Here is a 22,699-nt window from a genome sequence, read left to right on the forward strand (position 1 = left end):
CCTCGCTCGCCTCCGGAACCCGCGGGACGGGTCGACCGGACACATGGACCTCCCATGCGGCAGAGATCACGTTACGTCGAGCAGGGCCCGGGCGTGCTCGTCGGGGAAGAGGCCGTCCCGGGCGACGCGCTCGCGCAGCTCCCGCTCGGTGAGCGGATGGATGTTCCAGTACCGGCCCCAGTTGTCCTGGTAGTCCAGTGCCGGGTCATGCCCGGGAGGGAGTCCAGCGCCAACTGGGCGCCGCGCATGACCTCGTGGAACGAGTGGTGGCCCGCCGACAGCGACATCGCGATCATCCCGGCCCGGATCAGCCCGAGATCCAGGTCGATCCCCCACTGGTCCCGCATCCGGGCGGCGTGCACCAGGAAGCGGTAGGTCGATCCCGCGGTGCCGGTCAGGACCAGGCCCCCCGTGTCCTCGGACGCCCCCTGGAGGCCGGTGCTCATGGCCAGGTCGTAGACGGAGGACGCGGGGATCCAGGTGAGCCCGTGGTCGTTCACGGCGAAGGGGCGCTCCGCCCGGCTCAGTGGCGGGCGTACGTCGTCGGGGTCCGTCCGGACCGTGTGGCGTTGGGTGGCACGGGCGAGTGCCGCCTGCTTCTCCGCCGCGGAGAGGGTGTCGTCGAGGTTCAACTGTGCTGCCAGCCGCTCCAGTTCGGTGCGCGCCTCCGCCTGGCGGCGGCCGGGCCGCTCCTGCTCGATCTCCGGGTTCGGGTCCTCCCTGCCGCCCAGCATCTCGGGCACCAGGTCGCTGGAGATGCCCTGGAACAGGAAGGTCGCCAGCTCCCTCAGGTTGCCGGTCCGCAGCACCTGCTGGAGGGCGGGTCTGCTGGTTCCGACCGTGCCGGGCATGCTCGGGTTCTCGCTGCCGAAGGTGGCGAGGGCGCGCGGATACTGCTGTCGCGCTCGGTCCCACGCGGCGCGCGCCATCGTGCGGAACTCCTCCGTCACCGCCTCGTTCTCGGCGAGGGCCTCGGCCAGTCGCCGCTCGAAGACGGCGGACTCCTCGGCGTACCGGATTCGGGCCTGCACCCAGGCAGGGACCGGTACGCCCCGGTCGGGGCCGGGCGTCGCGGACCGGCGGCCGGGGCGGGACGGGTCGCGGTGGGAGGGGGCGGCGGACGCACGGGCGGCGGACTCCGTGGTGGCGGGGCTCGTGAACGGAGTTCCGGCGGCCGGTTCCGCAGCGGTGGGCCGTGAGGTGCCGGAGGTTGCGGGATCGGCGGTCGGGCGGGGCAGCGCGGGCGGTCCGGTGCGGGGCGGCTCTCCGGCGGGGGCAGGGCGGCCGGAGGCAGAGCCGCCGGGGGCGGAGGGCGAGGTCTGCCGGTGGTCGTCGATGTCCACGGTCACCACCCGCCCCCGGTCCGGGTCGGTGGCGCGACGGACCCGCTGCGCCTCCAGGGTGAGCGTGAAGTCGGAGAGCCGGACGTGCGGGCCGGGCGCCCCGTCCTGGAAGGTCCTCAGCAGCCGGGCCAGCCGGTCCCCCAGCGCCTTGCCGACCGCCTCGGCCCGCTTCTGGCCGCTGGCCCGGGAGCGGTTGCCGTGCCCGGTGACGGTGACCGTGGGCAGGGGCAGGCCGTTGGCGTGGTTCCACAGGCCGGTGCGGGCCAGGGACAGGGCCAGGGCGTCCAGGTTCTCGTCCGCGTCCGCCGACGGGGTGTGCTGCTGCTCGGCGAAGCGGACGGTACGCCGGTCGGGGCGGAGTGCGTGGCCGTGCAGGGCGACCGTGGTGAGCGGATTGGAGACGGCCGGTGACCGCTCCGACAGCAGCGCCGCGTTGACCGCGTGGGCGGACTCGCCGGGGCGCTTGCTGTAGGCCCGGAAGAACCACTGGTCCTTGTCGTCCAGGACCGGTGCCGCAGCTCGTACGGCGTCCCGGGCGCGGGTGCGGGCCAGGTCCACCTCCCGCTGGGCCAGGGCGTGTTCGGGCCGGTCCTCGGTGAAGTACCAGCGCACGTGCTCGGCCTCGTGGACGGCGGCCAGGGCCCGGGCCGCACGGGCGAGGGCTTCCAGCCGGGCGATCCCCGCCGGGGCCGCCCCGTCGCGCCGGGCGGCGGCGGCGCGGTCTTCCGTCTCCCGCGCCAGTGCTTTCAGTCGGTCCTCGTCGTAGCGGTCGAGATTCTCGTCGACGACGGCGTCGAGCTGGTCCACCGGGATCGGTGTACGGGAGTGGGTCTCGTTCTCCAGGGTGATCTGGTGGCTGCCGTCCTCGCTGGCCAGCACCACCTGCGCGAAGTGGTAGGGGGCATGCGGGCCGACCGGGTCGCCGGGCTTGGCGTGGTTGTGGGTGAAGAGCTGGGCGCCGCTGTCGTTGGTCGTGCTGACCGACTGGATCAGATACCCCTCTCCGACCTCCGCCCAGGCGTACTCGTTGACCCCGGCCCGGGCGGCGGCCCGGTCCAGCGGCCCGCGCAGCGTGTTGTCCTGGGTGTGGCGGAGGGCGCGGCCGTACGCCTCGCCCGGGGTGGGCGCGCCCACCACTCCGCCGGTGAAGCGCGGGTCCCGGCCCGCCTGCCGGGCCGCCCAGTCCGGGGTGACGTCGGTGGCGGTACGAGTGCCGTCGGCGATCTCCGTCAGTGCCTGGGCCACGTGGTGGGTGCCGGTGACCTCCCGGCCGTGCAGCCCGTTGACCGGAGCCGTGGCGACCGTACCGTCGGGGGTGCGGAAGGCGAGGTGGGAGAGCGGCGCGGCATCCGTTCCGGCGACCATCCGGGCGAAGTCCCGGGTGAAGGCGTGCTCGGACGCCCCGGATGCGTTGAGGAACCGGGGCTCCACCCGGAACAGCGGTTCGCCGGGCGCGCCGTCCTCCCGGGTGGGCACCACCCGCACCGCCGGATCGGACACCAGCCGCACTCCGGCTCCGGCAGCGGCCAGGCGGGCCGAGGAGCGCTCGATCGCCGCCCTGGTGGCGTACAGCTGCCGGCCGCGTCCGGTGGTGTCGTCCCCGGCCGAGAGCAGTGCGACCGTCCGGTCCTCGGAGATGTGCAGGGGCGGCCGGTCGACGGCGCGGACGGTCCCCGGAGTCTGGTGGGGCAGGACGAGTGCGGGCCCTTCCGCCTCCTCCTCCGTACGGACTTCGCCGACCGTCCGGGGCCCGGGCTCGGTGAACAGCACCCCGGTGCCGCTCTCGTCGACGACCTCGTAGTCGCGGGTGACCAGGGGACGGGTGCGCAAGGCGTCGGTACGGCGCTCCCACTGCAACCGGTCGGCCAGCCGGTCGAACTCCGCGTCACCGTCGCTGGTGGAGCCGCTGTCGCTGTCGCTGTCATGGCCGTCATCGCTGTCGCTGTCGCCGCTGACGTCGCGGGCGCCGGGCAGGCCGGGCTCCTGCGGTGGCGGGGGCGTGGTCCAGTCAGGCCCGGTCTCCCCGGCCCCGCGGCGCACCACGAGGTGGGCGGCCCCGGTGGTGGGGTGGGTGGCCACCCGGGCCGGCCCCAGCGGGTACCAGACCGGGCGGGCCGTCGTACCGGCGACCAGGTTGGCGACCCGCGCCGCGAACGCCGGAGGCAGGGCGAGGACGATGTCCGCACCGCGCGGCCGACGCGAGTCGTACGAGATGAGCCGGGCCATCTCCTCGGCCTCGCGGACCACGAAGGTACGCCATGGTGTGACGATCTCGACGCCGCCGCCGTCCGCCGCCCCGGCCACGAACAGGTACGGGTTCCGCCACGGCGCGCTCTGCCCGGCCATCCGGCCGGAACGCTCGGCGAGGTAGGAGTCGGGAGCCGGCAGACCCCGGTCCGCCCCGGTGAAGTCCCGTCCCGGCACACCCCGTTCCGCCGTGCGGAGAAGGGTCTCCTCGGCGAGGGCGTCCCGCCGGGTCTCTATCTGCCGGTCCACGAAGTACCCGGCGAGGTCGTCGGCGGTCGTCAGGTCGTCCGACGACGCCTCCAGCGCCAGCGCTCCCAGGTCCAGGACGTCCTGGTTGGTCACCCGGGCCCGGTCGGGCAGGTGCAGGACGTGCCGGATGAGATCGGCCAGCCCGGCGCGGGCCGGACGGCCGCCCGCCGCCTCCTCGACGAGCGCGTAGAGGGCCTGGGAGGTCTCCTGGAGCCGGGCGCGCGGGGCCCTGTTCCACTGCGGGCCGAACACCGCCGTCAGCCACTCGGGGCCGGCCCAGAGGGGGGTGTCCTCCTCGCCGTCGGAGTCGGAGCGACCGTCGCTGTCGGACGCGGTGTCGTTGCCGGTGGTGTCGTGGGGCTGCGGCTGGGGTCCCGCGCCGGACAGCGTGCTGAGTTCGTACGCCTCTTCCTCCCCGGGCAGCCCTGGGACGTCGCCGTCCGTGGGCGGCTTCGGCTTCGGCTTCGGTGCCGGAGCCGGGGCCGGGGCCGGAGTCCGGAGCAGCAGCGGTACGAAGTCCCCGCCCCGGCGGCGGAGTCGGAGGACCGGCGCGTCGGCGGAGGGGCCCGCGTAGGTGTGGGCGGTGCCGTTCTCCTCGATCAGGGTGACTGTGGCGGCGGTCGCCTTCGCCGCCCACTCGGCCACCGCGCGGTCGGCGTCCGGGCCCCATGGGGCGGTGGCCAGATGGCGGCGCAGCCGGCCGTCGAGGGCGTCCTGGCTCGGCGCGGGAACGCCCTTCTGGTTCGCGGGCGGCGGCGGGGGTGAGAACAGCGCTTCGCGCTCCGCCCGTTCGCCGGGGAGTCCGTTCAGGCGCATCATCTGGAGGGGCGACGCCCCGGCGCGGGTCCGGAGCCGGGCCGCCGCCCGTGGATCGAGGCCGGGTTGCCCGGCGGCGTGGCGCAGGGCCGTGGAGAGCGCGGCGAAGAAGCCGTTGCCCCGGCCCGCCGGAGCGCCCTGGGTGTAGGTGGCGCCGTCGGGCGCGGTGAGGACGCCCTCGCGGTCCAGCCGGTAGCGCGGGCCCCCGGCGTCGGCGGACGGCAACCAGGGCGGGGTGGCGTGGCTGCGGTGGACGGGCGGCTTGGGCGTCGTCTCCGTACTGCCCGTAGGTGTACTGGTGGTCGGCGGGGGCGGCAGCGCGGTGGTGATCGGCGGCGGCGCGCCGGGCGTCAGCGCGGCGGAGAAGAAACCGTCGGCGGCGAAGAGGACCGGGCCCGAGGCCGCGTCGGACGTCGCCGGGTCGGCGCCGTACGGCAGGAACGTCTGCTGCCGCCCCTCTCCCGTCACCACCGTCACCGGGGTGCCCAGGACCCGGGCCGCGAGGGCGGGCAGCACGTCGGCGCCGCCGTGGTCGCCCGCCCGGCGCTCGGGCGAGGCCGGGTCTCCGCTGTCCGGGCCCGCCCGCGTGGGCTCGGCCGTGAACGGGCGTGACAAGGCCGCCACGGCCAGCGCCACCCGCTGCTCCGGGCTCGGCCAGACGGTCTGCGGGAGCCGGCCGAACGCGTCGAACTCCGCCTGCTGGGGGCCGGTCAGGTCAATCTCCGCGTAGTCCAGTTCGGCCTGGGTGAAGGTGTCCGCCGCATCCAGGGCCAGGCCGTCCAGCAGGTCCTCGTTGCTGTCGTCGCCCAGCGCCCACGCGAGCCGGTTCCGCGCGACGTCGACGGCCTCGGCGGTGACGGCCGGATCACCGGGCGTCGCCGTGAAGCGGTCGGCGAGGCCGGGGCCCAGCAGGAGGGGCAGCCTGCCCCGGTCCTGGGCCGTCGCGAGCAACGCGTGGAAGAACGAGGCTCCGTCGTGCGGCACTTCGTGCACCTGGTGGACCGTGCGCCCATCGGGCGAGGTGAGGGTACGCGGCGTGGAGTCGGTGGCGTCGGTGACCGTGTACGGCTCCGGCGCCTCGGAGCGCCAGTCCGGCGCGGCGTACTCCTGCGGCGCGTCCTTCACCGGCACCGAGCCCGAACCCTGGTGGTGGGCGGTGAGGCGGGCGGCGGCGAGGTGGAGGCGGTGGTGGTCCTTCGCGGCGGCGTCCAGGCGCTGCTGCCGGCGGAGTACCTCGTCGCGGGCGGACTGCCAGGCGGTGACGGCCGGGGACGCCGCGACCTCCGGGAACGCGGCGGCCTCCGGGGGCGGTGTCGTGGCCCCGGCGTCGTTACCGAGCGCGGACCGCTCCTCGGGGCTCAGGCCGAGCCAGGTCTCCCGGGTCTTCGCGCGGGCGTCGTAGTAGTTCTTCTCGGCGGCGGCGAGGTCGGCCGCCGCCTTGGCCTGGTCGTCCCAGGCTGTGCGGGCCTCGTCGGGGAAGGTGGTGTCGTCCAGGAGGCCGTAGTCGCGGGCGATGTCCTCGCGGAGCCAGACCAGGGCGGTGGTCTCGGCCTCGACGCCACGGGGGCCGCGCTCGGGCTTGCCGAGGGCCTGCATCGGGCGGCTGTCGGTGACCCGGTGGTCCACCTCGGCCACGGCGAGCCAGCTGACGGGGACCGCGAAGAGCATGCTGCGGTCGGTGACGACCTTGACGTGGGTGCCGAGGGTGGTGTCGGTGGCGCCCCTGAGCGCGGTCGAGTCGTTGGCACCGCCGATGGGGACCGTGGCGCCGGGGTTGGTCACGCCCGCGTTGCTGGTGCCCGCCAGCGGCGACGTACTGACCGCGCCCTCCACGTTGTCGGTGATGCCCGCGTCCAGCGCGTCGCCGGTCTTGCGCCGCTGCATGGCCTCCATGCGCGGCTTGTTCTCCACGGCGAGCAGCCGGGCGCCGCTGCGGTGCATCTTGGCGTAGAGGCGGGAGTCGGCGGTGTGGGACTGGCCGAGGAGGCGGGCGGAGGACTGGGTGGGCAGCGGGGAGCCGTCGGCCCCGAGCGCCTCACGGAACCCCGCGGTCAGGCCGACCTGGGAGGTGGCCTCCTGCTGGGCCTGGGCCGGGGCCGTGCCGAGGCGGGTGAGCGGGGTGTGGCGGGCCATCCGTACACGTTCGGCGAGCGTGGCGCCCCTGTGCCGCCTTCCGAGGTCCGTGTCTCCGGGGAAGCCGTCGGCGCGGGCGGTGGCGAGGGTCAGGGCGTCCTGCACCTGGGACGAGCCGAGGATGTCCACGGCGAGGATGCCGGAGCCGATCACATCGTCGAAGGGCAGGACGTCCGGGTCGCTCTCGCCGGTCTCGCCGTCCGTGGTCCGCCACCGGGCGATGGACTCCGGCAGCGCCTGATCGGCCGTCAGCATCCGGACCGCACGAGGAGGTTCGGGCACGTCCTGCTCGGTGAGCGCTCCGTCCGCGCCGTCGCCGACCGGGGTGAGCAGGCTCGCCGGGAGGATCTCGTTGAGGCTGCCGACGGGGGCGGTGGCGGTGGGGCCGAGCGGCTTCCCGGACGCGTCGACCAGGGTGGCGGTCACGGTGTACGTGGTCACGATCTCGGCGTGCGCCTGGGTGGTGGCGATGTTGGGCATCGCGGTACTGCCGACCGCCTCGGTCACATTGCTCGACCGCTGCTTGGCCGCCGTGCCCTGGAGCGCCGGGTTGGCGACCAGCGCCCCGCCGCCCGCCGCGCGTTCGCTCGCACTGAGCGTCCCGTCGGCTCCGCGGTCCTGGGAACGGCCGTCGACGTCGTCGCGGGCGGTGGTGCGGTAGTCCTCCAACTCGTACCCCGTGCGCAGCCGTTCCACGGTGGTGGTGACCGGCGTCAGGGTCAGTTTCAGCTGCCCGGGGCTACCGCCGACCGGCAGGTGGTGCGGGCTGGACCAGGTGCGGTAGCGGACCGGCAGTGCCATCCCGTCGGTGGTCAGCTCGTGCACATGGGAGCGGAGGAAGTCCGGCGAGAGGCGCTGGAGCACCTGCTCCCGGTCGTGCGAGGGCACGCCCATCCGCTCCAGCTGTCCCATCAGCTGCTGCGCGACACCGCTCGCGTCGAGCCGGCCGCTGGGGTGGGAGGGGAAGTGGCGGCGGCGCAGGAACGGGGGGAGCCGGTAGCCGCCGCCGAGGTTGTCCGGTGTGGTGGTCCCGAGGCCGTCCGGGGCGAGCCCGGCCTCGATCGCGTCCTGCATCGGCAGGTGGAACATCACGGCGTCGCGGACGCGTTGGAGTGCGGCGGCGGCGCGGCGCGGGTCGAGGCCGCGCCCGAGCCGTTCGGAGATCCGGCCGGCGGCGGAGCTGATCCGGCCCCCGGCGCGGGTGCCGACCGCGCCCGCCGCGGCCGTCCAGCGGTCGCGTACGGCCACGGTCTCGGTGGCGTCGGCGACCACCAGATACATCCGGCCGGCGTAGCTGAGGGTGGTGTTGCGGCCCCGGGTGAGGGTCCGGGAGACGCTGCGGCCCTTGCCCCAGGCGTACTGGAGCGCGGACGAGTACGCCCCCACCAGTGCCGGTTGGCCGGGGGCCCGCTGCACCGGCGTCACCGCGCCCTGTATTCCCAGGGTGGTCCTGGAGCCCGTGCCGGAGGTACCGGCGACGCGGTGCTCGTTGCCCATCGTGGCTTCCAGGCTGCCGGGCTTCGGGGCGCTCTTGACGCGTACGTTCTCCAGCTCGCCCCGCACCGCCGCCTTGAGGTAGTGCGTCGAGAAGGGGCCCGCCCCGGTGAGCCCGGTGATGCGGGTGCCGAACGGGCCCAGGTACTGGCCGAGTTGACCGGCGACGCCGAGGTTGGCCACGGCCCGGCGCAGGGCGGTGCGGATCGGGGTGCCGGGGGCGCTGACGTGCCAGGAGGCGCCGGTGGCTCGGTCGGCGGTGTCCTGGACGAGCCGCTGGCGCTGCTCGCCGCCTGCCGTGCTGAGGACCACGTGCGGGGAGCTGAGCAGCTTGTGCACGAGCCGCCGGTCGGACGCGGACGTATGCGGCAAGGGCCGTGTGCCGTCGAGGAGTTGGTCCGCTTCGGTGGAGGAGAGAGGACGCGGTACGGGGGTGGGAGCGGGCGCCGGGGCGGGGCCGGTGGCGGGAGGGTCGGCGGGGGCGTGGTGGTCGGAGCCGTGGGCGGCGGGGACGGCCAGCTCCACCCGGCCCACCGTCTCGGTCCCCCGGGCGAACAGCGGGTGCTCCCCGATCTTGCTGACGAAGACGCCCGCGCCCAGCAGCCCCACCGAGACGAGGCGGGTCCAGCCGCGCGGGCGGCGGTGGCCCTCGAATGTGGCGCCCAACTCCACCTGGTAGCTGTAGAGATCGGCGCCGTCCTGGAAGGCCAGCTGGTCGTGGACGGCCGCGACCGTGTTCCTGGTGGCGCGGGCGCGCGTCTGCGCGTAGCGGGCGCCGAGGGAGACGTTGCCCGCCCGGCGGGGCAGTCCGGTACCGGGATCCTTGTCGTGGTCGCGGGGCGAGATGCCCAGCTCGACCCCGGCGGAAAGGGTGGTGGACTCCTGCTGCCCCTGACCGGAGATCTCGGTGCCGATGACGGCGTTGCGCAGCGAGCGTTCGCTCAGGGTGGTCTCGAACCGCCGGTCGGTGAGGCGGGCGCGCAGGATGAGCGTGTGGTGGCCCCGGCGCACCTTGCCGTCCTCGGTGAGGGTGACCGGCACCCCGGTGGTCGTGAGGTCGTCGAGGCTCTGCGCGAGGCTCGGCCGGTTCAGCGCCTCGCGCACCTGGCGCTCGTTGTGCAGCGCGGTCCGCATGCGCCCGTCCCCGTACCAGAGCTTCGCCAGGTGGCGGTGGCGCAGCATCAGCGGCGGGACGAAGAGCGAGGGGTACGCGCGGTGGAGCGTGTCCAGGACCGTGTCGGTGAAGGCCTTCAGGGGGTCGGGAGGGGCGGGGGCGGGAGTCGTCGTGGCCGGGGCCGTCGTGGCCGTGGGGGCCGGGGCGGAGGTGGTCCCCACCGGGGCGGGAGCCGTCACCGGGGCGGGGGTCGTCGTCGCGGCCGTGGTCGCCGGGGCCGGGGGGCGCCGGTCCGGCACGAAGCCCTCGGCGCGGACCTGACCGCCCAGGTGCACCGGGTCCTGGCGGGTGAGGTACCACGGCACCGGCGGCTCGGCGTCCGGGTTCGGCCCGGCGGCTCCGGGGGTACGGCTGTCCCAGCCCGCGAGGCGGCGCGCGTCCTGGGTGGAGTACCAGTCGAGGCTGACCACCCGGACCGGCCGGGCGGCGGAGGCCGGCTGTCCGGCCTTGCGCACCATCAGCGTGCGCTCCACCCGGTACAGCGCCATGGGGTGGTTGCGGACGCGGCCGGTCACCTTGCGGGCGGCGTCGGCGCCGAGGTAGTGGCCCCGGCCCGCGCTCAGATCGGTGCGGACGAGCGGGCCGCCCTGGAGGCGTACATCGGTCTCCGGTCCGATGAAGGCGTGGTGCGGCCCGGCGGTGACCTGGACGCCGAAGCGGGTGTCGCGGACGTGGGCGCGCTGGTTCTGGTACGTGGTCTGGGTGAGGTCGCGGACCTCCGCCTTGACCGACTCCGTGACCAGGGTGGCCCGGTGCGGGATCGACCGCTCGACGATCAGATGGCCCAGCGGGTGCTGTCCGCCGCCCCGGGTCAGTTCGGGCCCGCTGACGGGTCCGGAGAGCCTCCCGAAGAGGCCGAGCAGCCGCCCGGGCCGTACGTACGAGATCAGCGTGCGGTGGGCCGAACTGCCGGGACGTGCGCCGGAGATGGAGAGCGCGACATCCTCCGGCGGGTCCGTGAGGTGGAGGGCGGTCGTGTCGGTGATCCGCGGTTCGGCTCCGTCCGGGAACGTGAGCGTCTCCGGGGCGCGCTTCGGCCCCTTGAAGGGCACGGTGAGGTCGTCGGGCAGCCGCCAGCTCAGCCCGTCTCGCATGGCGAAGGAGGCCGCGTGCACCTGGCTGCGCTGCCAAGGGGGTGTGGCGGCAGGCGCGGTGCCGGGCCCGGGGGTCGTCGTGGCCGGGGTCTCCGGGGCCTCGGTGACCCGCTCGACGCGCACCCGGTAGTGGACGTCGTCCAGATGCAGGTGGGACCCCTCCACGGCCCGGTACTCACTCTGGTGGTACGCCTGGGTGCCCTGGGTGTAGTCGGTCCTACGGGTCCAGCCCAGCGAGACGCCGATCTTCACCATCCAGTTGAGGGGCGGCCCCATGCCCAGTGCGGCGGCGACCCGGCGGCCGACGCCGACGCTGCGCCCGCCGCCCGTACCCGCCTGGCCGCGCCGCATGGTGTCCAGCCGCACGGTCGCGCCGCCGACCTCGCCGAAACGCTCCCAGCGGTGGTACGGGACGGCCTCGACGATCATCTCGTGGCCGACCCCCGACTTCTCCCGGCCCACGAAGCGGGCGCCGCGCGGGGCGGTGAACGCGCCGGGCTGGTCCTTCAGCAGGCGCAGCAGCTCCGCCTCGTCGAACTGGCCGCGGAGCTTCTGGGGGAGCTGGTCGAAGACCTCCTTCGCGACCTGCTCGGGTGAGCGCAGGGTGAGGACGCCCGGCCCGTTGAGGAGCCCCGTCCTCGGCGGCCCGGCGGCGGTCCCCGTGCCCGGTCCGGTGGAGCCGTCGTCCGGATCGGCGTCCGGGCTGATCAGGACGGCGGGCAGACGGCTGCCGTCGTCGAAGGTGACCGTGCGCGGGGCCGGTCCCGGCGGCCGGGCGTCCTCGCCGGTCAGCAGCCGGGCCGGGCGGTGCCGCTCCAGCTGGGTCTCCAGCGGTACGGGATCGCCCCGGTCCGGGCTCTCCTCGGCGGGGGCGTCCAGGTCCGTGACGCCGCCCATGCTCCGCAGCCACTCCCCGAAGACGTCGGTGCCCGCCGGGCTCCCGGTGACCGGGGAGGGGGTGGGAGCGGGGGCGGGCAGGGCGGTGGCCGGGACCAGGGCGTCGTAGTGGTCGGCGCCGTTGTAGGCCACATGCAGGACGCCGCCACGGCCGCCCGGGTGGAGCGGGGTGACGGACGTGCCCGTCGGTGCCGACGCGTCGGGGCGGACGAGCCGCAGCTCGATGTCGAGGGTGTGCGCCAACGCGAGCGGGAGCGCGTCGGCGAAGGGCGAGGACCACAGCGCCGGTAGTTCGGCCGCCGCGAGGATCAGCCCGTCGGTGCCGAGCCGCCGTGCGTCGGCGGGGGTGGGTGCCACGTCGGCGAGGTGGGGGTAGCCACTGTCCTTCAGGATCTGCCGCCACCGGCGTCCGTCGCCGTTCTTGACGACCGCCTGCTCGATCCGGTCCCAGCGCTGCCCGATCCGCTCCCGCGCCTCCGGGTCCCGTACCCCCGCCAGAGCGGTCATCCGGAGGTCGTCGACGACGGCGAGCACCGGGTCGGGGGCGGCCTCGACGTCCGGGGCGAGGAGTTCGGAACCGGGGAGCCGGTCGCGGAGCAGGCTGCGGAGTCCGGCGACGTTCCGGGCGGCCCACGGGGGCGGGACCGCGCGGCTGCGCGCGGTGTCGAGGAGCGACCGGAAGAGGCAGTCCCCGTCGCCGCGGGCGGGCACTCTGCGGAACGTCCGGCCGTCCGCGTGGACGGTGTCCGCGAGGCCGGGCGTCCCGGTGTCCTTGCCGGACAGCTGGATGTCCTCGGCGATGCTCTCCGGCCGGGCGGGCGGCGGCGTGGCCGGGCGGGGCTCGGGGTGGACGAGGACCGCGTGGTCGTTGCCGGGGCTGAAGCGGAGCAGCGGCTCGCCGGCCGCTCCTTCGTGAGAGCTGACGATCTTGTCGAAGACCGACTTGTCGAAGGCCGTCGGCGGATTCCAGAACATGTGCGCGCCGTGCACGACGGCCATGTCCTTGGCCCGCATCTCCTCGATCAGCGCGTCATGGTCCACGGGCGGGATCCGGGATCCGTCCGGCGATGAGACGTCGAACAGGTCGTGGTCGCCGGTGATCGGACGGCGGCCGCCCGCGTCGTCGAGACCGAACACGATCCCCTGGTGCACGGTGAACGTGCCGTCGGCCTCGTACCGGGCCATCTTCCCGGCCAGTTCGTGGAATTCCGTGGAACGTTGGTTGAAGCGTGAGACCACCCGGTCCCAGGCACCGTGCGGCACAGAGCCCTCGGCAGGCAGCACCGGCCGGAAGAAGCCGACCAGACCGATCGTCCCGGCATCGGCCCCGAGGAGCACGTCGATCTCGTTGACCGTCTTCGCCTTGATGTCCTGCGGCTTCGGCATCGCCCCCGCGTCCAGCCACTTCGGCGCCGACGGATTCGTCGGCCGCACGTCCACGACCACGTTCCGGTCCCGCGCCACATCACGGAACTTGGTGAAGTTCTTCTCCGGAATGCCGTACGTGTGCCGGGCCGTGTAGGAGTCGACCTGTCCGGGCTTGAGCTTCTGCGTCCAGGTGAGGAGGGCGTGGTCGCTGTTGGGGGTGAAACGGAGCAGTGGCTCGCCGGAGGGGCCCTGATGGGAGCCGACGATCTTGTCGAAGACCGACTTGTCGAAGGCCGTCGGCGGATTCCAGAACATGTGCGCGCCGTGCACGACGGCCATGTCCTTGGCCCGCATCTCGTCGATCAGCGCATCGTGGTCGGGATGCGAGAGCCGCGAGCCGTCCGGGGACGACACGTCGAACACATCGTGGTCCCCCGTGATCGGACGCCGGTCACCGGCTTCGTCGACGCCGTGGACGACTCCGTCCTGGACGACGAAGCGGCCTTCGGCCTCGTACTGGGCCATCTTCCCGGCCAGTTCGCGAAACTCGGTGGAACGTTGGTTGAACCGTGAGACCACCCGGTCCCAGGCACCGTGCGGCACAGAGCCCTCGGCAGGCAGCACCGGCCGGAAGAAGCCGACCAGACCGATCGTCCCGGCATCGGCCCCGAGGAGCACGTCGATCTCGTTGACCGTCTTCGCCTTGATGTCCTGCGGCTTCGGCATCGCCCCCGCGTCCAGCCACTTCGGCGCCGACGGATTCGTCGGCCGCACGTCCACGACCACGTTCCGGTCCCGCGCGAGGCCACGGAACTTGGTGAAGTTCTTCTCCGGAATGCCGTACGTGTGCCGGGCGGTGTAGGCGTTGACCGTGAGGGAGTTCACCGGGGGCACGGGCCGGGGCGGGCTTCCTTCGGGCCCCGGCGTGTCCTGCGGGTCGGCCGGGGCGGGCGCGGCCGTGAGCTCCGGGTGGTACAGGCGGCGGGCGAGCTCGGCGGTGTCGGCGGGGTCGAGGCCCAGTTCGGACAGCGGCAGCGGAGCGTTCGACAGGGACCAGGTGATCTGCGCGGAGCGTGCGTAGGAGAGGCCGAGCACGTCCGGCTGCGAGACCAGGGTGTCCGGGGGCAGTTGGGGCGGCGGGGGTGGCAGCAGGGTGTCGAGCGTGGTCTCGGGGGTCGCCCCGGCCCGCAGCCCGGCCGCGGCTTCCAGGAACGCGGTGTACTGCTCCGGGGTGGGGCCGGCGGCCGGGTCGACGGGGGTGCCGTTGGTGGCGGTGTGCCAGTCGGTGACCATCCGGTCGAGCAGGTCCGGGGTCATCCGCCCGTCGCCGTACCGGGCCGCGGTACCCGGGTCACGCCAGCGCAGGCCGTCCACGTAGGCGAGGTCCGCCAGCAGCTCCCGCTTGCCGGGCTGTTGTTCGGCGTCCGGTCCGAGGACTTCGCGCAGGGTGCGGATCTGCTGGAGGGTACGGGCGCGGGCGAAGGCGTCGGCAGGGTCGGGGCCCGCGTGCAGTCCGGCGTCGCGCGCCAGGTCGTCCAGCGCGGTCCCGGTGGGCTCCGGGGTGAACAGCCGCCAGCGGCCCGGCCCGTCGGGGCCTTCGCCGAGGACCGCGCGGACGTTGCCGTCCCGGTCCTTCGCGGTGCCCGCTTCGGTGGTCGGCGCGTACACACGGCGTCCGGTCCGGTTGGCAGCGTGCTGGGCGACCGGCAGTCCCGCGATCTTCGGCTGCTGTCCGGTCCTGCAGGAGAACAGCACCAGCGGCCGGTCCTGATCCTCGTCCTGTGCCCAGTACTTGAGGACCTCGCCGAGCTGTACGCCACTCACCTCGACGGTGGGGTAAGCGGCGTTGTCCGTGCCGAGGGTGACGGTACGGGGCGTGCCGTGGCCGACGAAGTAGTCGGCGCCCCGCGCGGTGCCGGAGCCGGGGAGCGCGGCCGGCGGGCCGGTGAAGACGGTCCGGGGCGCGAGCGACGCCTCGGAAGTCCCGGACGGCGGGGGCTCGGCCGATGCGGTGCGCACCCCGCGGAAGCTGTCCTGGCCGAGCAGCGCCGCACGCCCCGCACTCCGCCCCGTGCCGTCCTCGGCCCGGCTCTGCGAGATGGTCACCGTCTGCACAGCCACCCCGGGTTGCGGAGCGGTCGCCGTCTGCGGGACGAAGCGCCGGAGCTCGCCCAGAGGCACCGTCCTCCGGTCGAGCGTGGTGATCGAGGGTCCGGCCGCGGGGGGCGGCGGCGTGCCGCTTACACCGTCCGAGCTGCTGCTCGTGGCGATGGGAGCGACCGGGGCGCCCCCCGTGTCCCCGGTGCCGTCCCCGCGCGACTCCAGGTTCACGTCGACGGCGGTCCCGCCCAGCGGCGGGCGGGGCCTTCCGGTGTCCAGAGCGCCGTTGCGGACCAGCGAGTCGACCATCTGCGCCACGGAGCGGCCGCCCTGGAACAGGCTGTACATGTTGTCGGGCACGACGGGGCGCAGGCCCTGTTCCAGCAGGAGTTTCGGCAGCAGGATCTGCACGTTGGACCGGAGGTTGCCGTCCTGGAACGGGTGGACGACGTGCAGCGCCCGGATGGTCCGGACGATGGAGGCGAGTTTGACCGCATCGTCGGCGTCGGGGTCGGACACCCGGGCGTAGTGCTGCTGGAACAACGTGTCGACGAGACCGGGGGCCGCGTTCTTGCCGTAATTGGTCGCCAGCGACGGGTTGTTGTGCATGAACCGGGTCAGGATGGTGACCGGCCGAGGCTTGGGCAGAGGCGTCGACCAGTCGCGGCTGGTCGTGTCGTAGACCAGCAGCTGGTCGCCGATGCGCTCGTCGAAGATGTCGTCGGCAAGCGTCTCGCCCCGCAGCGGGAACTGCGTGGCGCCGCCGCCGGACCAGCCGATCGTCCGGCCGAGGTGGCCGGTGGCCAGCCCGTGCATGGTCCGGTACGAGGTCGAGTCCATCGGCGTGGCGACGGTACCGGGATCGCCGAGGAACCGCGTGTACGCGGACACCATGCCCTGCTGGAAGCCCGGTGAGCGGTCGTGGTCGTAATAGGAGCCGGGGTCGTCCGGGAAGGCTTCGAGCGCGGCCTGGTGGTTCTTGGGATCGATGTAGAAGGTCCACCACCGGTCCTCGGGCAGGAAGTCCCGGAGCGTTTGCGGGGGTTGACCCTGGGGCGGGTCCGCCGGGCGCACGGTGATCTGTGCGGGCGGGGGCGGCGCGGCCGAAGGTGTGGCGGTGGGGTCCACGTCGCCTCGGCCCGACTCCAGGTGCAGGTCGGTGGCCGCCTCGGTCCAGGGCCGGGCGTCGGCGGCGAGCTTGGAGGCGGTCGGTGTCCCGGGGGGGTGGGGCCGGCGGTGGACGGCGGGGCGGTCGCGCCGACGGTCGGCCTGATTTCCGGGGCGGCCTCGGGCGGGGTGCTGTCGAGCGGAGCCCTGACGTCGGGGCCGGGCGTGGAGCTGGTGGTGGTGATCACCGTCGGCTTGACGTCCGGGCCCGGCAGGTCGCCGGTGGCGGGAGTCGGTCCGCCCGAGACGGGCTTCACGGAGGACGGGTCGATGGCGTGCTGCTCGGACTCGGTGCGGGGAGCCACGGCAGTGGGGTCGGTCCCTCTATTGGCCTCCGCAGGACCGGACTCGGTGGCGGTGGCGGTGGACGTCTCCGGCGTCTCCCGTGTCGGCGTCTCCTGCGCCTGCTCGCTCGGAGAGCCCTCGGCCGCCGTGCCGGTGTCGCCGGACGGGCCTCCTTGCGCGGGGGCACGCGGCGGTGAGGCCGTCGACGCGGAGGCCGGGTTGGCCGATGCGGCGGGCGGGACGGTCGAGCCGATGGGCGGGGCGGTCGAGCCGGCGGGCGGGACCGTCGAGTCGGCGGGCGGTGGAGCGGCCGCCGTGACGGGCGGCACGCCCAGGGCGTCGGCGAGCGGCAGCAGCACGTTCGCGCCCGGGAACGCCGTGTTCGGGCCGCTGTCGGGCGTTCCCACGAACTCGGGTCCGGTGAGCGGGCGGACCTCCACCGGCGCACCGGGGCCCTCCCGGGTCAGCTCCACCGCCTCGCGCGCCGGCTGCCGCCGTCGCGTCGGGTCCGGTCGGCGGACCGAGCACGACGGCCCGGTCCACGCCTGCGCGGTCCAGCAGCTCGGCCGACTCCGGCGATCCGGCGAGCGGCGGCGGGCCCTCGGCCACGATGACGGTCAGTGGAGGCGCACCGGTGCCGAGGCCGGGCGACACCACCGGGCGCTCCGCCTCGCCGGGCGTACCGGTACCGGTGGCACCCCTCTCGGGCGAGCCTCCCGGGTTCTCGCCCCCCGGCCCTCCCCCACGATCGGCGCGTCCACCGTCACGACGTACCGAGGCTCTCCAGGGCCCGGCGCACCTCGTCGGTGTCCACCTGGCCGGCCGCGCTGTTCCCGCCGGGCACCACCCGTACCTCGGGCAACTGCGACAGCCGCTCGTGCACCCCGTCGCGTACGCCGATCTCGGCGGGGCCCGGCGGCTGGGAACCCCGGAGGGCGGCGAGGTCCCGCAGCGACTGCTCCCGGACCTCGGCGGGGCCCTGGTGGATCTGCTGCCACAGCGTGTTCTCGGCAGCCGTCACCGGCAGGGGGCCCGGCATGTACGGCGGCGGGCCGACCGGGACGTAGGGCGGCGGCGCGTCCTGCGACACGTACGGCGGCGGCGACTGGCTACCGGTGAATCCACCTTCGCTCGTCGTCTGTTGAACGGCGGGCGGCGGCGCGGAGAGACCGGGGCCGGCGCCCTCGCCACCGGTGGTGTCCGTACGGGAGGGCCCTCGGCGCGGTCGGAGCCGGCCGTTTCCGGGCCGTTGCCGCCGGACCCGGTCGGTGGCGGCTGGTTGCGCAACTTGTCCATGGCGTGGCGGAGTTCGGCGCCACTGTTCAGTGCGGCACCCATGAGCGAGGACTCGACCCGGCTGCTGATGCCCGCGCCGAAGAAGGTGGTCCAGCTGGAGGACCAGTCGCCCTCGAATGCACCCTTGATCAGGATCTCCGCCACCACCTCGCCCGCCCCGGCGGCGATGAAGTCCGCCGTCCCCTTCAGGCCGTAGTGGGCGGCCAGCGCGCCCGGCCGGTCGAGGTTGAGGCGCAGGATCTGGCTGTTGCGCCACAGTTCGGGGTTGTTGCGGAAGGAGAACGGGCCGTCCCGGAAGGTGACGGGGACCGGGCGGGCGTGGGGGTGGGGCCGTTGCCGTACGGGTTCGGGTCGGGCCGGTCCTTCGGAGGGTCGGGAAGTTCAGAGCCCGGCCCGGGGTTGGGGGTCGGGCCGTTGTTCTTGATGTCGACGTTCGGTGTGTCCCGCCAGTTGGGGTTCTTGAAGTCGAGGTCAGGGCCTCCCTTGAGGAAGTTGCCGTCGAAGCTGCGGACGATGTCCTTGGCGAACTTCTCGAAGACGCTGGTGAAGAACCCCGCCGCCGCGCCGAACGCGGCGGCCTTGCCGATGTCGCCCCAGTCGATGGAGTCGGGGCGGCGGCCGTCCGGGGCGAAGTTCATCATCGCGAGCCGGACCGCGAAGGTGGTGAACGCCTCGGCGAACGCCTCGGTCAGGGAAGGCGCCAGGTGCAGCCTCTGGAGGAGATGGCTGAGGGTGGTGAGGATGAAGAAGCGGCTGCGCAGCTTGGCCATCATGATCTGGCTGGCCGAGGCGCCCCGGTGAAGAAGGACATCGCCAGATAGATGGCGATCTCGATGAGCAGCCGGATGACCTCGGCGATGACCTGCCACTTGGACTCCATGATGTCCATGGAGGTCTTGCGGCGGCCCTCGGCGATCTTGTCGAGCTGCTCGGAGAATTCGCGCAGGTAGTTCTTGCCGCCGTCGTCGATGAGCAGGCCCATCGCCTTGGCGTACGACGAGGCGAGGTCGTCCGGCATGGACTCGCCGATGTCATGGATCGACTTGTCGATCAGCGAGGACAGCCGGTCGAGTTTGCGTCCGAGGCCGGAGTAGGGCCGACGGCTCTCGAAGGCGAGGTCCTCGTCGGCGTCCATGAGCTTCTCCCCGGTGAGGATGAAGATCATGGCGTTGACCTCGGGCGATACCTGGATGCTCACCGACGGCCGCCCCGGGGGCCGTGCGGGCAGGACGGAGTGGCCGCTCCCGGTCGTGTGCGGAAGCGGCCTGCGGCGCGGGGGTCAGCGCCGGCCATGCCCGCCCGTGCCGTCGAATCCGTCGGTTTCGAGGCGGCTGTTGCCGTGCTCGATCTCGTCGATGTTGCGGTCGCGGGTGTCCTTCATCATCCGGACGTTGCCGATGGTGGCGTCGGTGATGCCCACCAGGGCGTCCCGGATGGAGAGCATGGTGTCCTTGGTGGTCTGCCGCTCCTTCTGCTCCTGCGGCTTGGCCTTCTCCGAGAACTCGCTGTTGGTGCCGGGCCAGCCGACCGTGGGCGCCAGCTCGTCGAGGAACTCCTCGGTCATGGACCGGGTGAGCGTCCCGATCTCCTCCAACTGCCGCGCCAGGGCCTCGATGCGCTCCGGGTCGACGTAGTACCGCTGCCCCATCCCGCTCAGTCCTCTCCCTCGTCGCCGAGCGCGTCCCGCCAGGCGGGGGCCGCGGGGCCGCCGCGTGAGGCGGTCTCGCCGTCCTCCCGCAGCACCTCGGGGCCGAAGACGCGCTCCCAGTCCAGTTCGAAGCCCTTCAGCTCCGGCACGTTGCTGCTGGGTTCGGTGAAGGGGGCCATCGCCTTCATCACATGCCGGTTCATCTTCAGCCGGGCCGCGCTCGCCGCTTCCAGGACGCTGGCGGCCAGCTCCTGCGGGGACATGTCGCGGTACTTGTTCTCCAGGAACTCGATCCCCGACAGCTCGCCCTGCGGGCCCGCGGTGGCCCGTACCGCCCGGTCGGAGGAGAGCACGGAGAAGGACGCCGACCGCAGTTCGCGTTCGGTGCGCGCCACCGCCTCCTGGGCGGCCTGTAGTTCGGCCATGGCCTTCTCCAGGCGCTTCTCCAGTGGTTCCATCACGCCCGCGCTCCTCGTTCCGTCCTGCTGATCGTTCCGCCGCCCGTACGCATGACCGTACGTTCACCGTGCCGGGCCCTGACGTCCGGCCCCGACGCACTCTTCTGACGTTGCATCACCTGCCGATCACGGCCGGGGTGCCGCCCTCCTCGGTGCCCCATACGTCCGCGTCCTCCTCCAGGTAGTCGGCGGACGTCGTGGGCCTGCGCCCCTGCTCCTGCTCCCCCTCCGGGGTGTCGCCGCCGGTGGTGGGCCACCCGGGAGGCCGGGGTGAGGAAGGTGTCGCTGTCCTCCTGACGGTTCCACGGGCTGCGCCTGCGGCGGTTGCGGCGTTCGCTCTCCTCCGCCGCGTCGACCAGGACCGCGCGCACGCGCTCGCCGTTGCCCTTCTCGCCGCCCGCGCCCATCCCGCCCATGCCGCGCCCATCGGCATGCCGGGGGTGCCGGGCGTACCCGGGGCGCCGGGGGGCTCCCTGGCCGCCGCCGGTGCCGGGGTCGTCGCGCTGTTCGTGGCGCTGTCCGAGAGCGGGGCGACCTGGCCGAGAGTCTCCGACGACGGGAGGTCCGCACCGGGAGGCCGCCGCCGGAACCGCCGCCTCCTACCTGGGCGCTCAGCCCCAGCTCCGCGAGGGGAACGTCCCGGGTGGTGACCCCGGCACCTCCCCCACCCTCGCCGCCGCCGCTTCCGCTTGCACTTCCGCCGCCGCTGCCGCTGCTACTGAGTTCCCTCAAGTCATCCAGGAAGTCAGGCCTGTTGCTGTCGCCTCGCGTGTTCAACTCGTCGAGGGTGACCGTCTCGGCCCTGCCCTGGGGGTCGGTGACAGTGGCGATGCCGGTGTCCGGGTCGATGGAGTGGCTGGAGCCGTCCGGGAAGGAGTTGAGGAACCGGCCGTTGTCCAGCGAGGAGACGGAACCGTCCGGGTTGGTCACCTCGGCCCCGTGGGTGAGGTTCCGTGGTGACCTCGGAGCCGTCCGGGGCGATGCTGGTGAGCTGCCCCGTGTCCGGGTCGAAAACGCTCTTGCCGCCGTCCGGGAACGTGGTGGCGAAGTCGCCGTTCTCCAGCCGGTGAGACTGCCGGTCGAGGACTTCAGCCCGCGTCGCCCGTGTTGAGGTTCCCGAGGTCGCCCAGGTCGTCGATGGTCTCCCGGTCGCCCAGGTCACCCAGGTCGCCGGTTGGACTCCCGGTCGCCCAGGCCCCGGGGTGACTCGGTCGGCAGGTCGGCGTTGAATGTTGCCCAGGTCGCCGATGGTCTGCCGGTCACCCAAGGTCGCCGATGCCTCTCCCGGCCGCCCAGGCACACCGGGTGACTCGGTCGGCAGATCGGCGTTGATGTTTGCCCAGGTCCCGCAGGCCGCCAGGTCACCCGGGCCCCCGTTGACGTTCCGGCCGTTCAGATCTCCGAGGTTGCCGAGGTTCTCCGTGGTGACGGTGCCGTCAGGGGCCGTGGAGGTGGCCTGACCGGTCTTCGGGTCCACCACCTGCGTCGTTCCGTCCGGAAACGTCGTCGTCAGCGTGCCGTCGTCGCCGAGGGAGGTCACCGAACCGTCCGGGTTGGTCAGCCGGGTGCCGTCTCCCAGATCCCGCGTGGTGACGCTGCCGTCCGGGTGGGTGGTGGTGAGCAGTCCGCTGTCCGGGTCGAAGGAGGTGCTGCTGCCGTCCGGGAAGCCGGTGGTGAGCTGGTTGCCGTCGAGCTGGGTCCGGCCGCCGGTCGGGGTGCCGAGGGAGCCGTCCGTACCGTTGTTGATGTCGCCGAGGCTGCCGAGGTTCTCGGTGATCGCCGGTTGGCCGCGTCGTCGGTGTTCCGCGTGGAGCCGGGACCGCCGTTGATGCCGCCGAGGTTCCCGAGGTTCTGGCCCACCGGGACCGGGCCGCCTGCGGGTTGTTCACGTCGCCGAGGCTGCCGAGGTTCTCGGAGACCGCGCTGTTCGCGTCGTCGAGGCTGCCGACGCGCTCGGAGACCGCGTTGTTCACGTCGCCGAGGCTACCGAGGTTCTCGGAGACCGCGCTGTTCACGTCGTCGAGGCTGGGAGTGTTCGAACCGCCGGGACTGTTCGCGTCGCCGGGGTTGTTGATACCGCCGAGGTCGCCCAGGCTCTCCGTCACCGGGACGTCCTGCTTGAGGTTGAGCAGCTCGTCGAGGCTGCCGAGGCTCTCGCCCCCGCCACCGCCCGGCCCGTTGATGTCGCCGAGGCTCTCCTCCATCTGCTTGGCCTGTTCCTCGGCCTCCCGCTTGGCCTCCTCCTGCTCCCGCCGCTGTTCCTCGCGCAGTTCCTCCTGGTACCTCTTGTCCTCTTCGCGCTGCTCGTTCTGCTCCTTGCGCAGTTCGTCCTGGAGCTTCTTGTCCTCCTCCCGTTGGAGGCGCTGCTCCTCACAGTTCGTCCTGGTACCTCTTGTCCTCCTCGCGCTGCTCCTCCTGCTCCTTGCGCAACTCGTCCTGGAGCTTCTTGTCCTCCTCCCGCTGCTTGCGCTGCTCCTCGCGCAGCTCGTCCTGGTAGCGGCGGTTCTCCTCGTTCTCCTCGTTGATCTTCTCCTTCTCCTCCTCCAGCTTCCTCTTCTCGTACTCCTCGCTCGCCGTACCGGTCGACCTGGGCTCGGGCACGTTCTCGGAGAAGTCCTTGGAGAGCGTCAGGAACTGGTTGTTGAGCCTCGACTGCACCTCGCGCGCGGGCTCCACGAGCATGTCGTCCACCGCCCGGCTCCAGATGTCCACCGCCTTGTCGCCGACCTTCGCCCAGTTGGCGATGTCGTCGGTGAGGTCTCCGTAGTCGGGGTGTACCTGGGAGAAGCCCTCCTTCGGGCTGTGGCTGACCGTCGTGGAGTAGCGGGTGGTGTACGACTTGATCTCGGTCTTGTCCACGTTCTCCCGGTCCACCCACTGGGCGAGGTCGTCGAGGACGTAGCGCAGCACCCGGTGAGGGTCGTAGTAGT

At 73.4% G+C, this 22,699-nt stretch carries 7 protein-coding genes and 1 pseudogene; 1 reads left to right on the plus strand and 7 read right to left on the minus strand.

The window, feature by feature from the left end; translation table 11 throughout:
- Nucleotides 1-66: 66 nt before the first annotated feature.
- A pseudogene (locus tag CCZ36_RS02485) lies at nt 67-12,461 on the minus strand (hypothetical protein).
- A 4,669-nt stretch (nt 12,462-17,130) separates the two neighbouring features.
- Entirely contained in the window at nt 17,131-17,457 is a 327-nt protein-coding gene (locus CCZ36_RS35450; RefSeq protein WP_237302578.1) for a hypothetical protein, read from the minus strand.
- Between the two features lie 246 nt (nt 17,458-17,703).
- On the opposite strand from CCZ36_RS35450, the gene CCZ36_RS35455 reads away from it, so the two are divergent.
- Entirely contained in the window at nt 17,704-17,859 is a 156-nt protein-coding gene (locus CCZ36_RS35455) for a hypothetical protein (RefSeq protein WP_237302579.1), read from the plus strand.
- Here CCZ36_RS35455 and CCZ36_RS35460 read toward each other — a convergent pair.
- From CCZ36_RS35460 to CCZ36_RS35470, 5 genes are all read right to left on the minus strand, one after another.
- Entirely contained in the window at nt 17,849-18,436 is a 588-nt protein-coding gene (locus CCZ36_RS35460; RefSeq protein ID WP_237302580.1) for a hypothetical protein, read from the minus strand. The genes CCZ36_RS35455 and CCZ36_RS35460 overlap by 11 nt on opposite strands.
- Entirely contained in the window at nt 18,433-18,861 is a 429-nt protein-coding gene (locus CCZ36_RS35465) for a WXG100-like domain-containing protein (RefSeq protein ID WP_237302581.1), read from the minus strand. Before CCZ36_RS35465 ends, CCZ36_RS35460 begins: the two co-directional genes overlap by 4 nt.
- A gap of 81 nt (nt 18,862-18,942) precedes the next feature.
- The gene (locus CCZ36_RS02500) at nt 18,943-19,311 is read right to left on the minus strand and encodes a hypothetical protein (protein WP_128816945.1); all 369 of its coding nucleotides are present in this window, start codon (nt 19,309-19,311) and stop codon (nt 18,943-18,945) included.
- Nucleotides 19,312-19,316: 5 nt separating this feature from the next.
- Nucleotides 19,317-19,772 carry a YbaB/EbfC family nucleoid-associated protein gene (locus CCZ36_RS02505; protein ID WP_069738628.1) on the minus strand — a complete coding sequence of 152 codons (456 nt, stop codon included), beginning with the start codon at nt 19,770-19,772 and terminating at the stop codon, nt 19,317-19,319.
- Nucleotides 19,773-22,139: 2,367 nt separating this feature from the next.
- Nucleotides 22,140-22,679, minus strand: a complete 540-nt coding sequence (locus tag CCZ36_RS35470) for a hypothetical protein (RefSeq protein ID WP_237302582.1) — start codon at nt 22,677-22,679, stop codon at nt 22,140-22,142.
- Nucleotides 22,680-22,699: the final 20 nt, after the last annotated feature.

The sequence above is a fragment of the Streptomyces sp. S063 genome, assembly GCF_002832675.1.
Taxonomy (GTDB): Bacteria; Actinomycetota; Actinomycetes; order Streptomycetales; family Streptomycetaceae; genus Streptomyces; species Streptomyces sindenensis.